Raw genomic sequence first — 16,805 nt, forward strand, 5'->3', positions numbered from 1 at the left:
CGCCGACCCGGCCAACGGCACCGCCTTCACCACCCGCCCGACACGATCGACGCGCCAACCGCCCCGCGTCTTCCGGATATTCTTGAATCTCCATCACTGCCTCACAGTGGATCGATGGAGACAGCGGCCGGGTACTTGCCTGGAATCGAGCCACCCGGCCGCTTTCGCTGTTCATCGGATGCGTTCGGGAATCCACGGCGGCGAGTCGGGAGTGTGCCGAACCTCGTAGCGGTCGGGTCCATTTCGCCGCCCCGTCGACGGGCTGCACCGTGACGAGACCGGACCCGACGTTGATCAGGCTCACGCGCACAAGTCGTCCAGCGCCGTCCTGCTCTCCTCGTCCGCAGCCCGGAAGACCAGCAGGCGCCGGCTCGGGTCCTGCAACGGCACCAGCACCTCGAAGTGCATCGTGAGCGTGCCCGCCTCCGGGTGGCGCAGCACCTTGTGCCCGCGGCCGTGGATCCCGATGTCGCGCTCGGCCCACAACCGCGCGAACTCCGGCTCCCCCGCGTGCAGTTCCGCGATGAGGGCGGTCAGCGCGCGATCCTCCGGATGTGCGGCCCACGCCGCGCGCAGGTGGGCGACCCCCTCGCGCACCACACGGTCCCGATCGACGTATAGCTCGCGCAGAACCGGGTGCATCAGACACAACCACATCGCGTTGCGCCGCGCCGGCGGGAGAGCGGCGAAGTCGATCAGCAGCCTCGTCGCCTCCCGATTCCAGGCCAGCACGTCGTAGCGGTGGTTCATCAGCATGGCCGGCAGCGGCGACAGGTCGGCCACCAATCCGGCCAACAGCGGCGCGGCGCCCGTCGCCGGCTCGTCGGCCGTGTCGGGGCGTCGGCGGGCCAGGTCGAAGAGGTAGGCCCGTTCGGCCGGGGCCAGCCGCAATGCCCTGGCCAGTGCCTCCACCACGTCGGCCGAGGGCCGCGTCCCGCGACCCTGCTCCAGCCGTACGACGTAGTCCACGCTGACCCCGGCCAGTTCGGCGACCTCCTCGCGGCGCAGCCCGGGAGTGCGTCGGGGCCGCCGACGCACCGGCAGGCCGAGGTCGTGCGGGTCCAACCGCTCCCGCCTGGCGCGCAGGAACGCGGCCAACTCCTGTGTCGTGTCCACGGCGTGGGTGGTCGTCATGTCCGTGCCAGTCGTCATGTCCGTGCCAACAGCCAAGGGTGGGATCGGCGTTCCCAGGATGTCCTCTCCCTTACTCCCTGTTCGCGGCGGTCACACGCTGGTACCCGGCATCGGATCACGCCCACAGGAGGACACGATGACAAGGACACTCACCCTCGACACCTACCGGCTGATGGGCCGCTCCGGGCTGCGGGTCTCACCCCTGGCGCTGGGCGCGGCGACCTTCGGCACCGATTGGGGCTGGGGATCCGAGCGGGACGAGGCACGCCGGCTGTTCGACACCTACGTCGAGCGCGGCGGCAACTTCATCGACACCGCCGACACCTACACCGACGGCAGTTCCCACCGCCTGCTGGGCGAGTTCATCCGCGACCGGCGGGAGAGCCTGGTTCTGGCGACGAAGTACTCGACGCTGCGCCGTCCCGGCGACCCGAACGCCGGCGGCGCGCACCGGAAGAACCTGTTCGCGTCGGTGGAGGCCGGCCTGCGGCAGCTGAACACCGACTACATCGATCTGCTCTACCTGCACGTATGGGATTTCCGTACGCCGGTCGACGAGATCCTGCGCGGCCTGGACGATCTGGTCCGCCAGGGCAAGGTCCTCTATGTGGGCATCTCCAACACCCCGGCCTGGCAGGTGTCGCGCATGCAGGCGATCGCCGACCTGCGCGGCTGGTCGCCGCTCGTCGCGTTGCAGATCGAGTTCAACCTGATCGAGCGCACGGGGGAACGTGACCTGATCCCCATGGCACGCGAGTTGGGGCTGGGGGTGGTCCCGTATTCACCACTGGCCGGCGGAGTGCTCACCGGCAAGTACGGTCGCGACGACCTGACCGCGACGCGAACCGCGGTCGGCGACGGCACCCGCCGGAACCTCGCCCTGGGCACGCTCACCGAACGCGACCTCGTCATCGCCGACGTCGTGAAGGAGGTCGCCGCGGAACTGGACCGCACTCCCGCCCAGGTCGCCCTGGCCTGGACCCTGCGCCACCCACACGTGACCGCACCGATCATCGGCGCCCGCACCGCCGCCCAACTGGCGGACAACCTGGGCGCCCTGGACGTCGACTTCACCGCCGCCCATCTGGCCCGCCTCGACGAGGTGAGCACGATCGCACTCGGCTTCCCGCACGACATACTCGCCGGCGACCACATCCGCACCGTGACCACCGGCGACCTGAGGATCGAAACCCGCCGCTGACACCCGGCGAGCCGATCGCCGTCCTCGGGGTCGATCCAGGCCACTCCCCGAGCCGCGACGTGCTCACCCGACGCACACCCCGCGTCAACTCATCGCCAACGCGAACCACACCCGCTTGCCGTCGGGGAGCGGCGTCACGCCGCATTCGTTGGCCAGGCTCGTCATCAGCGGGATGCCCCGCCCCGACTCCGCGTCCCAGGACGGGCGGTGTCGGCGCGGGGCCGCCGGGATGGCCGCCCCGCCGTCCTCGACGCCGACCACCAACTGCCCGCAGGGCACGTCGTGCAGCAGTTCGACCCGGACCACGGTGCCATCCGGCGTGTGCCGGACCGCGTTGGACACCAGCTCGCTCGCCAGCAGCTTCGTGGTCTGCGCCGTGTCGGCCGAGGCGCCCGCCCCGATCGCGCACTCGTGGACGAAGTTGCGCACGTGTCGCACCAGTTCGGCCGTACCGACACAGCGGAGTTCGGCGACGGGGGCCAACATGTGATGACCGGCCCGATCGGCCGGCGCGTGAATCCGGGTGGCAGGCATGTCTTCTCCCCAATCCGATGTGGACCGCAGCTGGGACACCCGTTCTCACCGGGAAGAAAGAAGAAAGCGGCCCACACCGAGCATCGCCGCGCCGCATAAATGCAACCAAGTACTTCGACATAAATAACTCTTTCGGGTGACGCCGACCAAATCCGGTCGCGTTCCATTCAGACCCGGAGCACAATCCCGGACGAAGCCACCCCGGGAGGACCCAGATGCGCAGCTATGCCAGACGCCGATTGGGTACGGAACTGCGGCTGCTCCGCACGGCGTCGGGTCTGTCCGGCGAGGAGGTGGCCGATTCGTGTGGCTGGGATCAATCCAAGATCAGCCGCATCGAGACCGCGAAGGTCGCGGTGTCCCGGCACGATCTGCGTCGCCTCTGCGGCATATACGGGGTGTGTGCGACCGACGTCGAACGCCTCGAAGCACTCCTGATCGAGACGCGCGGGCCGCGCTGGTGGGTCGCCTACTCGGACGTGCTCGACGCCGCCTACGAGGAACTGATCGCGCTGGAGTCCCAGGCCACGGAGATCCGGGCCGCCAACGCCGGGATGATCCTCGGCCTGCTCCAGACCCGCGACTACGCGGCGGCGGTGATCGGCTCCGGGCCGATGATCCCCGACCCCGAACGGGCCGACGCGCTCGTGGAGATCCGGATGCGGCGTCAGCGTGTGCTCACCGGGCAGAATCCGGCCAGGTTCCGCTCCGTGCTCGCCGACGGGGCCCTGCAATGCGAGATCGGCGGTCGCGGCGTACTCACCCGCCAACTCGCCCATCTCCTCGAACTCGGTGAATTGCCCAACATCGACATCCACGTGATACCGACGAGTTCCACCGCGAACGCCTACAACGGCGGCCTGACCATGTTCGATTTCTCCGGCCCACACGCGCCCGGCGTGCTGTTCGTCGAATACCACGGCGGCATGCTGATCAAGGAGGAGGATCGCGACCTGCGCCGCTATCGCCGCCACCTCGACTACCTGTTCGCCAACGCCCTCTCCACCGACGAGTCCAGAACCCTCATCTCGGCAAGGATGCGATCCCTGTGAACGACACCCCGAAAGCCCCCGTCGTCCCCGTCGCCTGGCGCAAGTCCACCCACTCGGGACATCAGGGCGACTGCGTGGAAGTGGCCCCGCGCACCGCCCACCTCACGATCCGAGACAGCAAGCGCCCGGCGCAGGCCCGGCTGCGCCTGCCCCACCACGCCTGGCCCGAGTTCCTGGCCGCGCTGCGACACGGGTGACCCGGCCCGCCGCCGCCGGCGATCGACCGCGCCGAAAATCGGGATGAGCCGGTCGACCCACCCGGGCTAGGGTGGTCGACATGTTCGCCGCCGCATTCACGAGGACTCGCCGCCACTAGCGGCGGGCCGAGGCTTTTTCTCTTCCGGTTCCGCCGCACTTCGGGTCCCTGCCGGTGCGGCCGTTTCGGGCTGCCCGGCTCCGAACTGCCTTGCGGAGCCTTCTCGTGCCCTACCCCACTCATGGCGGACGCCATGAGCTTGGTCAGAACTTCCTCGTCGATCCCGCGGTGATCGACCTCTTCACGGACCTGGTCGGGCGTACGTCCGGACCGGTCGTGGAGATCGGGCCCGGTGACGGTGCCCTCACCCTCCCGCTGAGCCGCACCGGTCGGCCGCTCACCGCGGTCGAGCTCGATCCGCGGCGCGCCCGGCGGCTGGCCCGCCGGGTGCCCGGGCACGTCCGGATCGTGGCGGGCGATGTGTTGCGGTACCGGTTTCCCGATCGGCCCTTCACCGTGGTGGGCAACCTGCCCTTCCACCTGACGACTGCGGTGCTGCGGCGGCTGCTCGACACCGGACACTGGCGATCCGCGGTGCTGCTGGTGCAGTGGGAGGTGGCCCGGCGCCGGGCGGGTGTGGGCGGGGCCTCGATGCTGACGGCGGCCTGGTGGCCGTGGTTCGACTTCGAGGTGCACGCGCGCGTCCCGGCTCGGGCGTTTCGGCCGATGCCCTCGGTGGACGGCGGGCTGTTGTCGATGACGCGCCGGAGTACGCCGCTGGTCGTCGGGGCGCGGGAGCCGTACCAGGAGTTCGTCCGCCACGTGTTCACCGGGCCGGGGCGCGGGCTGCGCGAAATCCTGGATCGCACGGGCCGGTTGCCCGGTGCCGAGGTGCGCGACCGGCTCGTCGCGGCCCGGATCTCCCCCCTCGCGCTGCCCAAGGACGTGACGGCGGGTCAGTGGGCCTCGCTGTGGCGGGCGGTCGAGCGGGCAGCACGCGCGAACGACGGCGGTGTCCGCGGCGGCCGACCGCGCCCGGGGCGGTATCGGTCCGGGCGGTGACGTGAGCGGCGGCCCGCGCTCAGGCCCGCGCGATCGGCTCCTGGAGTTCGGTCACCCACTGCCTCGGGTCCGGTGGGCACTCCAGGTTGACCTCGCGCGGGTAGCCGAGGGAGCGGTGGCCGTTGGCGTCGATCCAGCGGGCCAGGGCCTGTACGCCGGTCATCACGTCGTCCATCGAGCCCCGATGCACGAAGGTGGCGGCCTGCTCGATCGGCGGCAGGTCCACGATCGCGAAGTCGTGTTCGGGGCGCGGGTCGGCCGCGACCGTGATGCCGGCGTTGATGACGATCGTGTCGTCCCGGTCGGGCGAGACCTCGTAGTAGGCGATGCCCGGCCCGGTCGCCGCCACCCCGGCGGCGGCCATCCGGCGGCACAGTTCGTCGTACAACGGCCCGATGATCGGCCCGATGTCGCGCGGCCCGTCGGCGTCGACCGGGGTGGTCGCGGTCAGTACGGCCACCCGGACCCCGGGAATGCGCTTGAGCACGACGTCGTCGTCGGCCATCCGGCCCTCCGCCTCGATGGTGCGGAGCCTCGCCTCGACCTGGGCCAGCCGCCGGCCGTCCGCCGCCACCGCCGCGGCGAGCTCGGCCCGGCGCAGCCGCAACATGCCGCGCAGCTCGCCGGCGCTCACCTGCTCGTCCAGGATGCTCCGGACCTGCTGGAGGGTGAAGCCGAGGTCCTTCAGCGCGATCACCCGGTTGAGCCGGGCGAGCTGCTCGGCGCGATAGAAGCGGTAGCCGCTGACCGGGTCGACCCGGTCGGGGCGCAGCAGGCCGATGGCGTCGTAGTGCCGCAACATGCGGACGGACACGTTGCCGTGTCGGGCGAAGTCTCCAATGGTGAACATGACGCCTCCCAGTGCACGGCCTCACACGGTGTCAGGGTCAAGCCGGCGGGCCCGCGGCCCCACCCCACCGGCCCGCGCCCTCACTCCACCGGCCCCGCCAGGTCCCATCCCGGTGCCCGCACGTGGATGTGCAGGCTGCCCGGAGCCACCTCCTCGCCGCAGCCGCGACACATCAGCGCGGGGTCGAGCGGGTGGTCCCCGTGCCGGAAGTCCACCGGCGGCTCGTCGGTCAGCCACCGGTCGCCCCAGGCCGCGAGGGTCTGCAGCACCGGCGCGAGGTCGCGGCCCCGGGCGGTCAGGTGGTACTCGAAGCGCGGCGGCCGGTCCTGGTAGCGCCGCCGCTCCAGGACCCCGGCCGCCTCCAGGGCACGCAGCCTGGCGGTCAGGATGTCCCGGGGTGCCCCCGTGTTGCGCACGATCGCGTCGAAGCGGTGGTTGCCGAAGCCCATTTCGCGGATGGCCAACAGCGCCCACTTCTCACCGACCACGCCGAGCGCCGAAGCGACCGAGCAGGGCCGGCCGACCGGCGCCCGACCGGCGCGGGACGGCGCGGGAGCACCCGCCGCAGCCCCCTCGGGCACCCGACCGGAATCGGCCGAGGAGGCGTTCGAGGCGTTCGACGAGCCGGAGGAGCCGAAGGAGCCCGAGGAGCCGGAGGAATCAGCGTTGACGACCACGCCCACAAGGTTGCCATCCCCAACTCACATGGTCGAAAGGCGGCTGCCACGAGCAACGAGGCGTACCTCGTCGACGCCATCCGAACTCCGTGCGCAAGCGCGACGGGGGCCCGGCCAAGGCGCACCCCGCCGACCTGGACGCGCACACCCCGCGTGGCCGCGCACCTGATCGAGGCCCCTCCGGCGCCGGGGGCCGGGGGCCGCTCCCGACGGTCAGTCGTGGCCGTGGTCGCCGGACTGGGCGAGGGAGCGGGTCACGCCGGCCTCCAACTCGGTACGGGCCGCCTCGTCGGCGGCGCCGGAGCGGTCGAAGGCCGCCAGCGCGCCGCGCCACAACTCGGCGGCCTCCCGGTAGGCGAAGTGGATCTCCGCGTCCAGGGCGGCCAAGCGGGCGTAGTGGGCGGCCTTCGCCGCCGTCGCGCGCGAGGCGGAGGCCAGGTAGTGGTGCGCCAGCGCGGAGACGTCCCGGGGCCGTACCGCCTCGATCGCCTCGGCCGTGCGCGCGTGCATCCGGGCCCGGCGCAGCTGGGACAGGTCCTCGTAGAGGGTGTCCCGCACCAGCGCGTGGGTGAACCGCAGTTGACCCGCGTCGGGCTCCACGAGCAGTCCGGTCAGCAGCGCCGACTCGACCGCGTCGAGCACCGTGTCCTCGTCCGTGCCGCTCTGCGCGAGCAGGATGTCGACGTCGATGTCCCGGCCGAGCACACACGCCTGCTTGAGCACCTCCTGCGCGGCCTTGGGCAAGCCGGCCACATGCCGGCGGATCACGTCCCGCACCCCGACCGGCACCTCGGACACCGCCGCGTGCGCGCCCTCCGCGGCCAGCACGCGGGCCGTCTCCAGGACGTAGAACGGGTTGCCCGCGGTGCGGTCCACGATGGCCCGTACGGTGTCCTCGTCGATCGCCGCCGAGACCGCGCCGCGGACCAGGTCGCCCACCGCCTCCGGGGCCAGGCCGGTGAGTTCGACCCGTTCGGGACCGCAGCGCGCCAGCCGGGCCAGCGCGTCGGCGAGCAGGTCGCCCACCTCGTTGTGCCGATAGGTGACCACGAGCAGCACCCGACCGGTCGCGTCCCGGTCGGTGGCCAGGTGGCACAGCAGCGCCAGCGTCTCCTCGTCGGCGCGGTGCACGTCGTCCAGGACCAGCAGCCACGGGGTCTCCGCGGTGGCCCGGGCCAGATAGCGCACCACCGCCTGGTGCAACATCAGCTTGGCAGCGGCCTGATCGCCCACCGGGCTGTACGAGTCGGCGAGCAGCGGCGCCAACACGCGCGCGGTGTCCTCGTCCGGGGGGCTCACCGCGGCCAGGGTGCGCAACATCTGGGTCCACGGCCACCCGGCGGGCGCGCCGCCCGATTCGGGGCAGCGCCCCCACGCCGCCCGCCAGCCCTCGGCGGCCAGCAACTCGCGGACATGCTCGGTCAACGCGGTCTTGCCCTCGCCCGGATCACCGCTGACCAGCGCCACCGCGAGCCGCCCGTCGGCGCGCTTCGCCGCGTTCAGCAGGTCGGTCGTCTCGTCGGCCCTACCGATCAGCGTGGTCGTGCGCGCCACGAACCCGTCCTCCCCCGGCTCGTCGAAAACCCGTACCGGCTCCGCGACTTCCCGATGCGCGGCGGGCGCCTCGGGTATGGCGACCGGCGTCGGCACCGCCGCCGGCGCGTCCAACTCGGCGGAGTGGGCCAGGATGTCCGCCTCCAGGCGCTGCAACCGCGCCCCGGGCTCGACCCCCAACTCCGCGCGCAGCGCCGCCCGTACCCGGCGCAACACCGCGAGCGCGTCGCCCTGGCGGGCACACCGGTACAGCGCCAGCGCCAACAACCGCCAACTCTCCTCCCGCAGCGGGTGCGCCGCCGCGTGTGCCTCCAGACCGGGCACGATCCCGGACGCCTGCCCGATGGCGAGACCGGCCTCGGCCCGACGCTCCACCGCGACCAGGCGCAACTCCTCCAGCCGGGCCGCCTCGGGCCGGGCCCACGGCTCGTCGGCGAACTGCGCGTACGCGGGCCCGCGCCACAGGTCGAGCGCCGCGGACAACTCGCGTAGCGCGTCCTGCGCCGCCCCCGCCGCGAGGAGGCCGCCGGCGCGGTGCACCAGGGCCTCGAACCGCCACGCGTCGACCTCGTCCGTACCGACCCGGAACGCGTATCCCGGCGGCGCGGTGACCAGCACCGTCGACGGGGTGCGCGGTGCGCGGTCGGGTTCGAGCGCACGGCGCAGGTGCGATACGAAGGTCTGCACGGACCCGAGCGCGCGGTGCGGCGACTCGCCGTGCCACAGGTCCTCGATCAGCCGGTCGACCGGTACGACGTGCCCGCGCGCCAGGACGAGCCGAGCGAGAACGGCCCGATGGCGTGGGCCCCGCAGGTCGGCCCGCCGGTCACCGTCCCACGCTTCGAGCGCTCCCAGAACACGAAACGTCAGCATGGTTAAGAGACCTTACTGATGCGTCACGAGCAGCCGAGCGGCGGCCGGGGCTGAAGTCATCCGGCTGTTGTCCCACACCCGGATCAACACCGACTCGACGCCCGGTGAACACGCTTTCCGGGCTCATGTCGGCGACATGCCGGCGGCATGCCGGGCGCATGTCGCCCCGCCGCCGACGCCCCGCCGTTCGTCGGCCGCCGGGTGGTCCCGGCGGCCGACGAACGGGCTTGGACCGACTGCCCCGGCTCATCAACTCCCGGACCCACCAGGCGGGTTGCCCGAGGTCTGTGGCTCACCTTCGGGGCGCGTCGAGGGTGCGCCCGGGGACGCGGGCGGGGGTTGCTGCTGCGTGGTACCGGGAGCCGCACCGGGAGCCGCACCCGGTGCGGTGCCCGGCGGCGTACTCGGCACCGTCGCGGGCGGGTTGCCCGGCACCCCCGCCGACGGCGGCGTGGTCGACTGCGGCGCCTGCCCCGGCCGGACCGGGATCGCGATCGTGAACGGGGCCGTGCCCTCCACGATCCGGCACCCCGGCGCGCCCCGGTTCGGCTCGACCCGAGGCTGCGGGAAGGGCAGGCTCTCCCGGTTGGGCACCATCGGCCGGCCGTCGGCCGTGCATCCGTAGTCCGGGAAGCCGCTGTACAAACCGAGTTGCCTGCCGTTCTGGTCGAACAGCAGGACGTCCTTGAGCGGCCGTCCCTGTGCGTCGAACGGGTAGATGTTCTGCAGCGGCCTGCCGTCCAACGTGCCCATCAGAGTGCCGCTGTCCAACGGCTGGCCGTCGGCACTGCCGTAGTACATGGGGTGGTTCGACCCGGTGTACTCCATCCGCACGGTCTCGCCGAAATCGAACTGTCCCCCGCTCACCATGCCGATCCCGAGCCCGACCACCATCGCGTTGAGCGGCACCGCCAGCCAGACCAGTCGGCGGTCGTGTCCCGAGCGCGATCCCAGCCACAACGACGCGACCAGAGCCAGGAGTCCGACCGCCACCGGCCACCACACCCCGCCCACGATCACCCAGGCGAGCAGGGACGCGACCAGCGCCCGCACCACCCACCAGGCGGACTGTAGGCTCGTCAGAAATCGCACCGGCTCGGCGAACCGCCCGGTGCGCAAGGACTCCCCGAGGGCCCTCGCGCGGCGCGTGACCGACAGTGCGGCGACTTCCGGCAGGCCGCGCTCGCGCCCGCGCAGCCACAGCGCGTTCACCGCCTCCACAACCAGTGCGAGCACGCACGGAAAGATCCACCAGCGCTCCCGCGAGTCCTGCTGCGAGCCCAGTGCGACGCCGGTCACGAACGCCGCGCCGAGCGCCACAAGCAGTCCCAGCATCAGGAGTTCGACCTTGCCGACGCCGCGCAGCCGACCGTCGCCGCCGGCAGGCGTCAGCGGCGGATACCCGGCCGCCGCGCGCAGTTCGGCGGCGTACTCGTGCGGGGTGCCGAGCCGGGCGCGGAGCGCGTCGGAGGTCACCGCGCCGTCGAGTTCGGCGACCACCTCGCTCAGATTGACCTCGACGTCGTCCAGGATCTCCTCCGCCTCGACGGCGGGCAGATCGGCCAGAATGCGGGCCACCTCGACGCGGTAGTCAGCCGCGACGGGGTGCAGTGCGGTGTCCTTCATCGGGTCTCCCCCACCAGTTCCGACATCGTCCGGGCGAACGAGTTCCACGTGTCGGTGGACTCCCGGAACCGCTGCCGGCCGGGCTCGTTCAGGGCGTAGTACTTGCGGTTCGGGCCTTCGTCGCTCGCCACCACGTAGGACGTGAGAAGTCCGGCGTTGTACAGCCGCCGCAGCGTGCCGTAGACCGACGCGTCGCCGACGTCGTCGAGACCGGCCTTGCGCAGCCGGCGCAGCACGTCGTAGCCGTAGCCGTCCTCCTCGCGCAGCACGGCGAGCACCGCGAGGTCCAGCACTCCCTTGAGCAATTGACTCGGATCCATGACGCCTCCAGCTCTTATGCGTTGCACGGTACCACGCAATGCACAGTAGTGGCCGAGGCCGATCGCGCCCGCCGCACAACAGATCGGCTCGACTTCGCGTTTGTAGAGGCAGAGGCCTTCGGCGGGACCCGATCGAGGAGACGTGCACGATGCGGTTCGAGGAGTTCGCGGCGGCGCGGCTGCCGGCCCTGCTGCGCTATGCCGCGTTGTTGTGCGGGGACCGGGAGTTGGCCCGCGACCTCGTCCAGGAGGCGCTGACCAAGGCGTTCGTGCGGTGGAAACGCATCGGCGGCCTGGATCGGCCCGACGCCTACGTCCGCACCATCGTCACCAACGAGTTCCTGTCCCTGCGCCGACGACGGGCGGTGCGCACGGTGGCGCTGACCCAGGACGCGCTCGACCACTTCGAGGCGAGCGGCGTGCCCGACCACGCCGGCGACGTGGACACCGGCGAGGACCTGTGGCGCCGGCTGGGCCGACTGCCCCGTCGACAGCGCGCCGTCCTGGTCCTGCGCTACTACGAGGGCCTCACCGACGACGAGATCGCCGAGACCCTGGACTGCCGGGCCGGCACCGTCCGGGGCTACGCGTCCCGAGCCCTGGCCACGCTGCGCGTGGAGATGGCCGTCGAAACGACCCGCATCCCGTCGATTCCGCAGGGAGAACCGGCATGACCGACATCCGAGACCTCAAGGCGGCGCTGACCCGGCACGAACACCTGGCCCCACCGCCCGACGGCCTGATCGAGGGGGCATACCTCGGCGCCCGACGCGTGCGTCGACGACGGCTGACCGCGAGCGGGCTGGCCGTGGTCACGGTGATCGCGCTCGGCGCGGTCGGCCCCGGGATCCTCGACCGCCTCGACGACGACGGGCCGGGCCGGGTGGCCGCCCCCGCGGCGACCAGGCCGCCGGTCGCCCCCGTGGTCAAGCCGCCGGCCGTGACCATCGACGTCGACCGGAGCGACGGCTTCTTCCCCCTGGAGCAGGGCTTCTCCGGGACCACCGCGCTGGCCACCATCCGCACGAACAACGTCACCCGCACCGGCGCCGGCGGCGATGTCGGCGTCTACGCACCGGCGGACGTCGACACGGCGGCGATCGAGGCGGGCGAGGCGGTCACCGTGCAGGGACACCCGGCCCGCTATGTCGAGAACTACCTGATCGATCCGGCCTCCTACCATCAGGGCCCGGAGAACATCACCGCGCCCAAACCGGGCGGCCCCGACGAGAACGGGAAGATCGGGTTCCTGCCGCCGAAGGACACGCGAGCGCCGGTGGTCGCGTGGCGCGATGCCTCCGGGTCCTGGGTGATCGTCTCCGGCACGAACAAACGCACCGAGCTGCTGCGGGTGGCCGACGCGGTCCGGCTCCGGCCCACCGGCGTCACCACCCCCTACCGCCTCAACTACGTGCCGGACACGCTCCGGCTCGACTACGGCGGCTCGTCGACCTACACGCCGAGCGAGTCCAACTCCGTCCTCGTCTTCGGCGCCGCCGCGAATCCCGTGTTGAAGCGGAGCGACCTGCTCGGCCTGACCGAGGTGGGCGCGCTGCGCGTCCAACTCTCGGCGTCGGACAGCGGCCGGCTGGACATCGTCTCCGAGACCGGCCCGCCGACGGTGCTCGCGGGATACGACACCTGGTACTTCACCAAGCCGGGCGCGGGCCTGAGCCCGCCGAAGGGAGGCGCGATCCTCGTCGCCAAGGTGAACGAATGCGAGACGCTGATCACCGTCCAGGACAACAACCTCGTGCCCTATCCGGTATTGCGGAAGATGTTCGAGACGGCGAGTTTCACCACCTGCGCCGCGCCGGACACGTGGGTCGCCCCGCTGTCCTGACCACCAACCCGCCATTACGCCGAACTCCCTTGATTGCCACGGGAGTTCGGCGTATGCCCGGTTTCAGCCGGCTGCCGCCACCCAGGCGTCCAGCTCGGCGATGTACGCGTCCTTGACGTCCTCCGGCAACCACGCGATGGCGAACGCGTTGTATTCGAACCGGGCCACCTCCGCCTCGGTCAGGCCGAGGTCCGCCTGAGTGCGCTCCAGGTTCTCCTGGACGTACGCGTCCATGTAGGCGGGGTCGTCGGAGTTGATCGTGACCAGGATGCCCTCGTCCAGCATCCGCCGGATCTCCGCGCCCTTGATCCCGTCCACCACGAAGGAGTTCGACACCGGACACACCGTCAGTCCGAGGCTGCGCTCCTTGATCGCGGCGACCAGCTTGGGGTCCTCCAGCGCGTTCGACCCGTGGTCGATGCGGTCCACGCCGATGTCCTCGATGGCCTGCCGGATGTGCTCGACGCTGTTCTCCTGGTCGACGTCGCAGTGCATCGTCAACCGGTAGCCCTCGGCCCGTGCGCGCGCGTAGACGGCGGCGAACTTGGCCGGCGGGTTGCCGCGCTCGTCCGAATCCAGCCCGATCCCCACGATCCACTCGCGGTACGCCAGCGACTGCACGAGCGTGGCCATCGCGTACTCGGCCTGGAAGTCGCGCAGGAAGCACATGATCAGCTGGGCCCGAATGCCCAGTTCGCGCCGCGCGTCCCCGATCGCCCGGGTGAGCCCGCGCACCACCACGTCGAACGGCACACCCCGGCCGGTGTGCGCCTGGGGGTCGAAGAACATCTCGACGTAACGCACGTTCTGCGAGGCGGCCTTGCGCAGGTAGGCCATCGCCAGGTCGTAGAAGTCCGGCTCGTGCAGCAGGACCCGCATGCCGTCGTAGTAGACGGTCAGGAAGGAGGCGAGACTGTCGAACCGGTACGTCGCCCGCATCTCCTCGACCGAGGCGTACGGCAATTCGATCCCGTTGCGCTCGGCGAGCGCGAACTTCAACTCGGGCTCCAACGTCCCCTCGATGTGCAGATGCAACTCGCACTTCGGCAGCCCGCCGATGAAGTCCCGCATGTCACGCATGAACCGACCCTCCGACTCGAACACCCACTCGCCCGACAAACGCCAACCGTATGCCCCCGGGCGCGCCGGACCCCGCACCCGACCGGCCGCGTCGCCGGAACCCGACTGCCGCTCTCCCGCATGGCCGATTCCACCCACCTCTTCACGGAACGGCCCGACCGGACGCACACTGTAAGTAGTCAAGTCATGACACACCGAAGGAAGTCCATGGACGAGCAACCCGAAGACGGGCCGGAGCCCGACGGACGCACCTTTTGGACCGTGGTCGACGGCGAACGGATCGAGACGCCGGCCACGATCGCGAGCATCCGCGAAGCCCTTCCGGCCGATCAGCGCGACGAGTTCACCAGGGTGGTCGAGGACACGCCCGCGCGGGACAAGCTCCTGACCATGAACCGCTGGTCGCGCCGAACGCGACCGGAAATCGACGAGGCCACCGAGCGCGAGCACGACCGCGTGGAGGCGATCACCCGAGGCGGCCCTGGACTCGCGACACACGAGGGGATCGGGGCTCACATGGCCCGGGGTCAGCGGCGGTAGCAGCCGTAGACGCGTGGGGCTCGGGCGCCGGGAGGGATCGGGAACGGGACGGATTTGGCGGGTGGTGCCCCGTCGGTCGGGTACCAGATGGCGTCGTCCGGCTCCACGGCGGCGATGTCGGCGGTCCACGCGGGGCGGGCCGGGTCGAAGGGCTGGACGCGCACCCGGGCGGTGGCCGTGTCGATGTGCTCGATCACGCCGGGCGGGTGGGTCGGTCGCAGACGGGCGTCCCGGTGCTTGACCTTTTGGCCGATCTCGGCGGGTTCGGGCATGGCGGGGTGTGCCTTTCGTGGGCGGGGGGATGGGGAACGCGTCGCTTCGTGGCCGACCGGCGCGGGGAGCGCTCCGCGCCGGTCGGCTTCGCCCGGACGCCTCGGGAGGCGTCGGGGCGGCGGGGCCGCACCGCCGACCAGGCCAGTGGGGGCGGTGCGGCCGATCAGGGGGTGGGCGGTCGGCTGGGACGCGCGTCGTCGGGCGGCATGCGCCACGTGATCGACCCGTCGCGGAACAGGTGTTGCGCCTTGGTTCGACACGGCTCGTCCACGAGGGGTTGGGCCGCCACGATTCGGCCGGGCCGGGCCGCCTCCGGCTTCGCCGGTTCGGGCTTGGTCGCCATGGGCGAGCCGGCCTCGTCGTCCACCACTTCGAGGTGCGCGAGCGGAATGGTGTAGGTCGCCTGGGAGTTGGCGGTGAGCGCCACGACGTAGCCGCCGGCCACGCGGTAAAGCGTCCCCACATACCGACTCCGGGCATCCCGCACGCGCACCTCGCCGCCCGCCATCCGAAGCCGCAACTCGGCTTCGGTGAGCGGTTGTTGTCTCGTCACGGTCATGGGCACGCCTCTTGCCTTTCGTTGCCGTCAGTCGTTTTTCGGCCACTCCCTGACAGCATCGGCCGGCGTGCCTAACCTTTGGAGTGACCTCCCGTTGCGAACTCAATTGGGACAAATTGGGGGAACGTACGTGCGATTCCAGGAGCATCCAAGCAATCCGACCGAGGGATCGCCACGGCAGCGCATGGCGGCGCAAATCAGGGAGCACCGCTCACGCGCCGGGCTGTCCGTGACCGAACTGGCCGACATCGTGGGCTACAGCAAGTCGTCGATGTCGCGGTTCGAGACGGGCGACAGCCGAGTGCCTGAAGAGTTGTGCCCCAAGCTCGACGCGGCGTTCGGCACGAATGGCCTGTTCACCGCGCTGTTCGAGATGTTGCGCAATGTGCGGTTCCCTGATCAGTTCTTGGACTACATGAGTCTGGAGCGCAAGGCCGAAGCGTTGCGCGAATGGGCAGGTTTCCGGATTCCTGGGCTCCTGCAAACCCCGGACTACGCGCGAACAGTCTTCCGTGAGGCCGACCGAGGGGCGACGGAGGACGAAATCGAGGATCGAGTGGATGCTCGGATCGGCAGACGCACAATCTTCGACCAATCCCCGAACCCCCACTTCGCGGCCATCCTCGACGAATCGGTTCTACGACGATGGGTCGGCGGACCGACGGTCATGGTGGCGCAACTCACCGCGCTCTTGCCGATGATGGACCACGAACACGGCACCCTCCAGGTGTTGCCCTTCCACCGCGGCGAACAGAGCCTGAGCGAGGCGACACAGATCGTCATCGAGCTTCGAGACAGTACGTCGCTCGTCTACGTGGAAGGCAGTGCCAGCGGTCAAATCCTTGAGGATCCGGACGTCGTACTTGCGCGACGCCGGGCCTACGATCGGGTGAGCGCCTACGCCCTGTCCCCCAGGGAGTCGGCCATTCTGATTCGCGCGGTGATCAAGGAGTACGAGGAATGACGACCCCCGATCTGGACACCTTTGCCTGGCGCAAGTCGAGCTACACCAATGATGCTCAAGGTGCCTGTGTCGAGGTGGTCGACGATTTCCCGGGAATCGTTCCCGTACGCGACTCCAAGAACCCGAGCGCTGGTCACCTGATAATCGGCGCGGCCTCGTGGACAGCCCTCACGGCGGCGCTCCGCACCTGACGGCGACGCAGTGCCTGGTCGACCCATCCGACGATGAAGGGGATGCGAGGAATGCCGAAGTCAGGGCTGATCGCCGCCTGGCGCAAGTCCACCTACACCAACTCCGATGGGGGTGCATGTGTGGAGGTAGGCGGCAACTTCGCGGGCATCGTCCCTGTCCGTGACAGCAGGGCTCCCACAGTCGGCCACCTCGTGATCGGCGCGGCTTCGTGGGCGGCGCTCACCGCCTCGTTGCGCGTCTGAGTGCAACGGTGAACCCGGCCCGCCCGAGGTCGG

Annotated in this window: 20 protein-coding genes; 10 read left to right on the plus strand and 10 right to left on the minus strand. The window is 70.9% G+C overall.

The features are described from left to right. Positions 1-300: 300 nt before the first annotated feature. A complete protein-coding gene (locus ACFRCG_RS16100) occupies positions 301-1,152 on the minus strand; it encodes a helix-turn-helix transcriptional regulator (protein WP_380031912.1) in 852 nt (283 codons plus the stop codon). A 118-nt stretch (positions 1,153-1,270) separates the two neighbouring features. Between ACFRCG_RS16100 and ACFRCG_RS16105 the strand changes: the two genes are divergently transcribed. Next, positions 1,271-2,335, plus strand: coding sequence for an aldo/keto reductase (locus ACFRCG_RS16105; protein WP_380031913.1), 1,065 nt, complete (start codon positions 1,271-1,273; stop codon positions 2,333-2,335). An 84-nt stretch (positions 2,336-2,419) separates the two neighbouring features. Here the strand turns inward: ACFRCG_RS16105 and ACFRCG_RS16110 are convergent, their stop codons facing one another. Beyond that, positions 2,420-2,869: an ATP-binding protein gene (locus tag ACFRCG_RS16110; RefSeq protein ID WP_380031916.1), complete on the minus strand. Its 450-nt coding sequence runs from the start codon at positions 2,867-2,869 to the stop codon at positions 2,420-2,422. 215 nt (positions 2,870-3,084) lie between these two features. Here ACFRCG_RS16110 and ACFRCG_RS16115 point away from each other — a divergent pair, with 215 nt between their 5' ends. The 3 genes from ACFRCG_RS16115 (at position 3,085) to erm (ending at position 5,179) form a co-directional block, all read left to right on the plus strand. Next, positions 3,085-3,921 (plus strand): helix-turn-helix domain-containing protein, encoded by an 837-nt coding sequence (locus ACFRCG_RS16115; protein ID WP_380031918.1) that lies wholly within the window; start codon positions 3,085-3,087, stop codon positions 3,919-3,921. Continuing rightward, positions 3,918-4,118, plus strand: a complete 201-nt coding sequence (locus tag ACFRCG_RS16120) for a DUF397 domain-containing protein (RefSeq protein WP_380031921.1) — start codon at positions 3,918-3,920, stop codon at positions 4,116-4,118. The genes ACFRCG_RS16115 and ACFRCG_RS16120 overlap by 4 nt, the downstream gene beginning before the upstream one ends. 224 nt (positions 4,119-4,342) lie before the next feature. Continuing rightward, positions 4,343-5,179 carry a 23S ribosomal RNA methyltransferase Erm gene (erm, locus tag ACFRCG_RS16125; RefSeq protein ID WP_380031923.1) on the plus strand — a complete coding sequence of 279 codons (837 nt, stop codon included), beginning with the start codon at positions 4,343-4,345 and terminating at the stop codon, positions 5,177-5,179. A gap of 19 nt (positions 5,180-5,198) precedes the next feature. Here erm and ACFRCG_RS16130 read toward each other — a convergent pair whose 3' ends face one another. The 5 genes from ACFRCG_RS16130 to ACFRCG_RS16150 form a co-directional block, all read right to left on the minus strand. After that, positions 5,199-6,029 (minus strand): MerR family transcriptional regulator, encoded by an 831-nt coding sequence (locus tag ACFRCG_RS16130; protein WP_380031926.1) that lies wholly within the window; start codon positions 6,027-6,029, stop codon positions 5,199-5,201. A gap of 80 nt (positions 6,030-6,109) precedes the next feature. Next, positions 6,110-6,706 (minus strand): winged helix-turn-helix transcriptional regulator, encoded by a 597-nt coding sequence (locus ACFRCG_RS16135; protein ID WP_380031928.1) that lies wholly within the window; start codon positions 6,704-6,706, stop codon positions 6,110-6,112. Positions 6,707-6,919: 213 nt separating this feature from the next. Further along, a complete protein-coding gene (locus tag ACFRCG_RS16140) occupies positions 6,920-9,133 on the minus strand; it encodes a BTAD domain-containing putative transcriptional regulator (RefSeq protein WP_380031931.1) in 2,214 nt (737 codons plus the stop codon). A gap of 249 nt (positions 9,134-9,382) precedes the next feature. Next, complete coding sequence (locus ACFRCG_RS16145) at positions 9,383-10,759, minus strand: HAAS signaling domain-containing protein (RefSeq protein WP_380031933.1); 1,377 nt, start codon at positions 10,757-10,759, stop codon at positions 9,383-9,385. Continuing rightward, entirely contained in the window at positions 10,756-11,079 is a 324-nt protein-coding gene (locus ACFRCG_RS16150) for a PadR family transcriptional regulator (protein ID WP_078975830.1), read from the minus strand. The genes ACFRCG_RS16145 and ACFRCG_RS16150 overlap by 4 nt, the downstream gene beginning before the upstream one ends. Positions 11,080-11,228: 149 nt before the next feature. Between ACFRCG_RS16150 and ACFRCG_RS16155 the strand changes: the two genes are divergently transcribed. Together ACFRCG_RS16155 and ACFRCG_RS16160 are read left to right on the plus strand one after the other, a co-directional pair. Further along, the gene (locus ACFRCG_RS16155; RefSeq protein ID WP_380031935.1) at positions 11,229-11,753 is read left to right on the plus strand and encodes a SigE family RNA polymerase sigma factor; all 525 of its coding nucleotides are present in this window, start codon (positions 11,229-11,231) and stop codon (positions 11,751-11,753) included. Further along, positions 11,750-12,922, plus strand: a complete 1,173-nt coding sequence (locus tag ACFRCG_RS16160) for a hypothetical protein (RefSeq protein ID WP_380031937.1) — start codon at positions 11,750-11,752, stop codon at positions 12,920-12,922. Before ACFRCG_RS16155 ends, ACFRCG_RS16160 begins: the two co-directional genes overlap by 4 nt. 63 nt (positions 12,923-12,985) lie before the next feature. Here the strand turns inward: ACFRCG_RS16160 and add are convergent, their stop codons facing one another. Then, positions 12,986-14,002 carry an adenosine deaminase gene (gene add, locus ACFRCG_RS16165; protein ID WP_380031939.1) on the minus strand — a complete coding sequence of 339 codons (1,017 nt, stop codon included), beginning with the start codon at positions 14,000-14,002 and terminating at the stop codon, positions 12,986-12,988. Between the two features lie 207 nt (positions 14,003-14,209). Here add and ACFRCG_RS16170 point away from each other — a divergent pair, with 207 nt between their 5' ends. Further along, a complete protein-coding gene (locus ACFRCG_RS16170) occupies positions 14,210-14,542 on the plus strand; it encodes a hypothetical protein (RefSeq protein WP_380031941.1) in 333 nt (110 codons plus the stop codon). Here the strand turns inward: ACFRCG_RS16170 and ACFRCG_RS16175 are convergent. Together ACFRCG_RS16175 and ACFRCG_RS16180 are read right to left on the minus strand one after the other, a co-directional pair. Next, positions 14,530-14,814: a hypothetical protein gene (locus ACFRCG_RS16175; RefSeq protein WP_380031944.1), complete on the minus strand. Its 285-nt coding sequence runs from the start codon at positions 14,812-14,814 to the stop codon at positions 14,530-14,532. The genes ACFRCG_RS16170 and ACFRCG_RS16175 overlap by 13 nt on opposite strands. Before the next feature lie 164 nt (positions 14,815-14,978). Next, positions 14,979-15,374, minus strand: a complete 396-nt coding sequence (locus tag ACFRCG_RS16180; RefSeq protein WP_380031946.1) for a hypothetical protein — start codon at positions 15,372-15,374, stop codon at positions 14,979-14,981. Positions 15,375-15,504: 130 nt separating this feature from the next. Between ACFRCG_RS16180 and ACFRCG_RS16185 the strand changes: the two genes are divergently transcribed. From ACFRCG_RS16185 to ACFRCG_RS16195, 3 genes are read left to right on the plus strand one after another with little or no spacing between them, the layout of a single operon-like run. Then, a complete protein-coding gene (locus ACFRCG_RS16185) occupies positions 15,505-16,338 on the plus strand; it encodes a helix-turn-helix domain-containing protein (RefSeq protein WP_380031948.1) in 834 nt (277 codons plus the stop codon). Next, positions 16,335-16,529 carry a DUF397 domain-containing protein gene (locus tag ACFRCG_RS16190; protein ID WP_380031950.1) on the plus strand — a complete coding sequence of 65 codons (195 nt, stop codon included), beginning with the start codon at positions 16,335-16,337 and terminating at the stop codon, positions 16,527-16,529. The genes ACFRCG_RS16185 and ACFRCG_RS16190 overlap by 4 nt, the downstream gene beginning before the upstream one ends. A gap of 51 nt (positions 16,530-16,580) precedes the next feature. Beyond that, a complete protein-coding gene (locus ACFRCG_RS16195) occupies positions 16,581-16,772 on the plus strand; it encodes a DUF397 domain-containing protein (RefSeq protein ID WP_380031952.1) in 192 nt (63 codons plus the stop codon). The last annotated feature ends 33 nt before the right edge of the window (positions 16,773-16,805 follow it).

This window comes from Embleya sp. NPDC056575, assembly GCF_042793325.1.
Lineage (GTDB): Bacteria > Actinomycetota > Actinomycetes > Streptomycetales > Streptomycetaceae > Embleya.

Coding starts and splice junctions, on each gene's coding strand:
- ACFRCG_RS16100 (WP_380031912.1), bottom strand. CDS start 1,152: ATGACGACTGGCACGGACATGACGACCACCCACGCCGTGGACACGACA.
- ACFRCG_RS16105 (WP_380031913.1), top strand. CDS start 1,271: ATGACAAGGACACTCACCCTCGACACCTACCGGCTGATGGGCCGCTCC.
- ACFRCG_RS16110 (WP_380031916.1), bottom strand. CDS start 2,869: ATGCCTGCCACCCGGATTCACGCGCCGGCCGATCGGGCCGGTCATCAC.
- ACFRCG_RS16115 (WP_380031918.1), top strand. CDS start 3,085: ATGCGCAGCTATGCCAGACGCCGATTGGGTACGGAACTGCGGCTGCTC.
- ACFRCG_RS16130 (WP_380031926.1), bottom strand. CDS start 6,029: ATGTTCACCATTGGAGACTTCGCCCGACACGGCAACGTGTCCGTCCGC.
- ACFRCG_RS16140 (WP_380031931.1), bottom strand. CDS start 9,133: ATGCTGACGTTTCGTGTTCTGGGAGCGCTCGAAGCGTGGGACGGTGAC.
- ACFRCG_RS16145 (WP_380031933.1), bottom strand. CDS start 10,759: ATGAAGGACACCGCACTGCACCCCGTCGCGGCTGACTACCGCGTCGAG.
- ACFRCG_RS16150 (WP_078975830.1), bottom strand. CDS start 11,079: ATGGATCCGAGTCAATTGCTCAAGGGAGTGCTGGACCTCGCGGTGCTC.
- ACFRCG_RS16155 (WP_380031935.1), top strand. CDS start 11,229: ATGCGGTTCGAGGAGTTCGCGGCGGCGCGGCTGCCGGCCCTGCTGCGC.
- ACFRCG_RS16160 (WP_380031937.1), top strand. CDS start 11,750: ATGACCGACATCCGAGACCTCAAGGCGGCGCTGACCCGGCACGAACAC.
- add (WP_380031939.1), bottom strand. CDS start 14,002: ATGCGTGACATGCGGGACTTCATCGGCGGGCTGCCGAAGTGCGAGTTG.
- ACFRCG_RS16170 (WP_380031941.1), top strand. CDS start 14,210: ATGGACGAGCAACCCGAAGACGGGCCGGAGCCCGACGGACGCACCTTT.
- ACFRCG_RS16175 (WP_380031944.1), bottom strand. CDS start 14,814: ATGCCCGAACCCGCCGAGATCGGCCAAAAGGTCAAGCACCGGGACGCC.
- ACFRCG_RS16180 (WP_380031946.1), bottom strand. CDS start 15,374: ATGACCGTGACGAGACAACAACCGCTCACCGAAGCCGAGTTGCGGCTT.
- ACFRCG_RS16190 (WP_380031950.1), top strand. CDS start 16,335: ATGACGACCCCCGATCTGGACACCTTTGCCTGGCGCAAGTCGAGCTAC.
- ACFRCG_RS16195 (WP_380031952.1), top strand. CDS start 16,581: ATGCCGAAGTCAGGGCTGATCGCCGCCTGGCGCAAGTCCACCTACACC.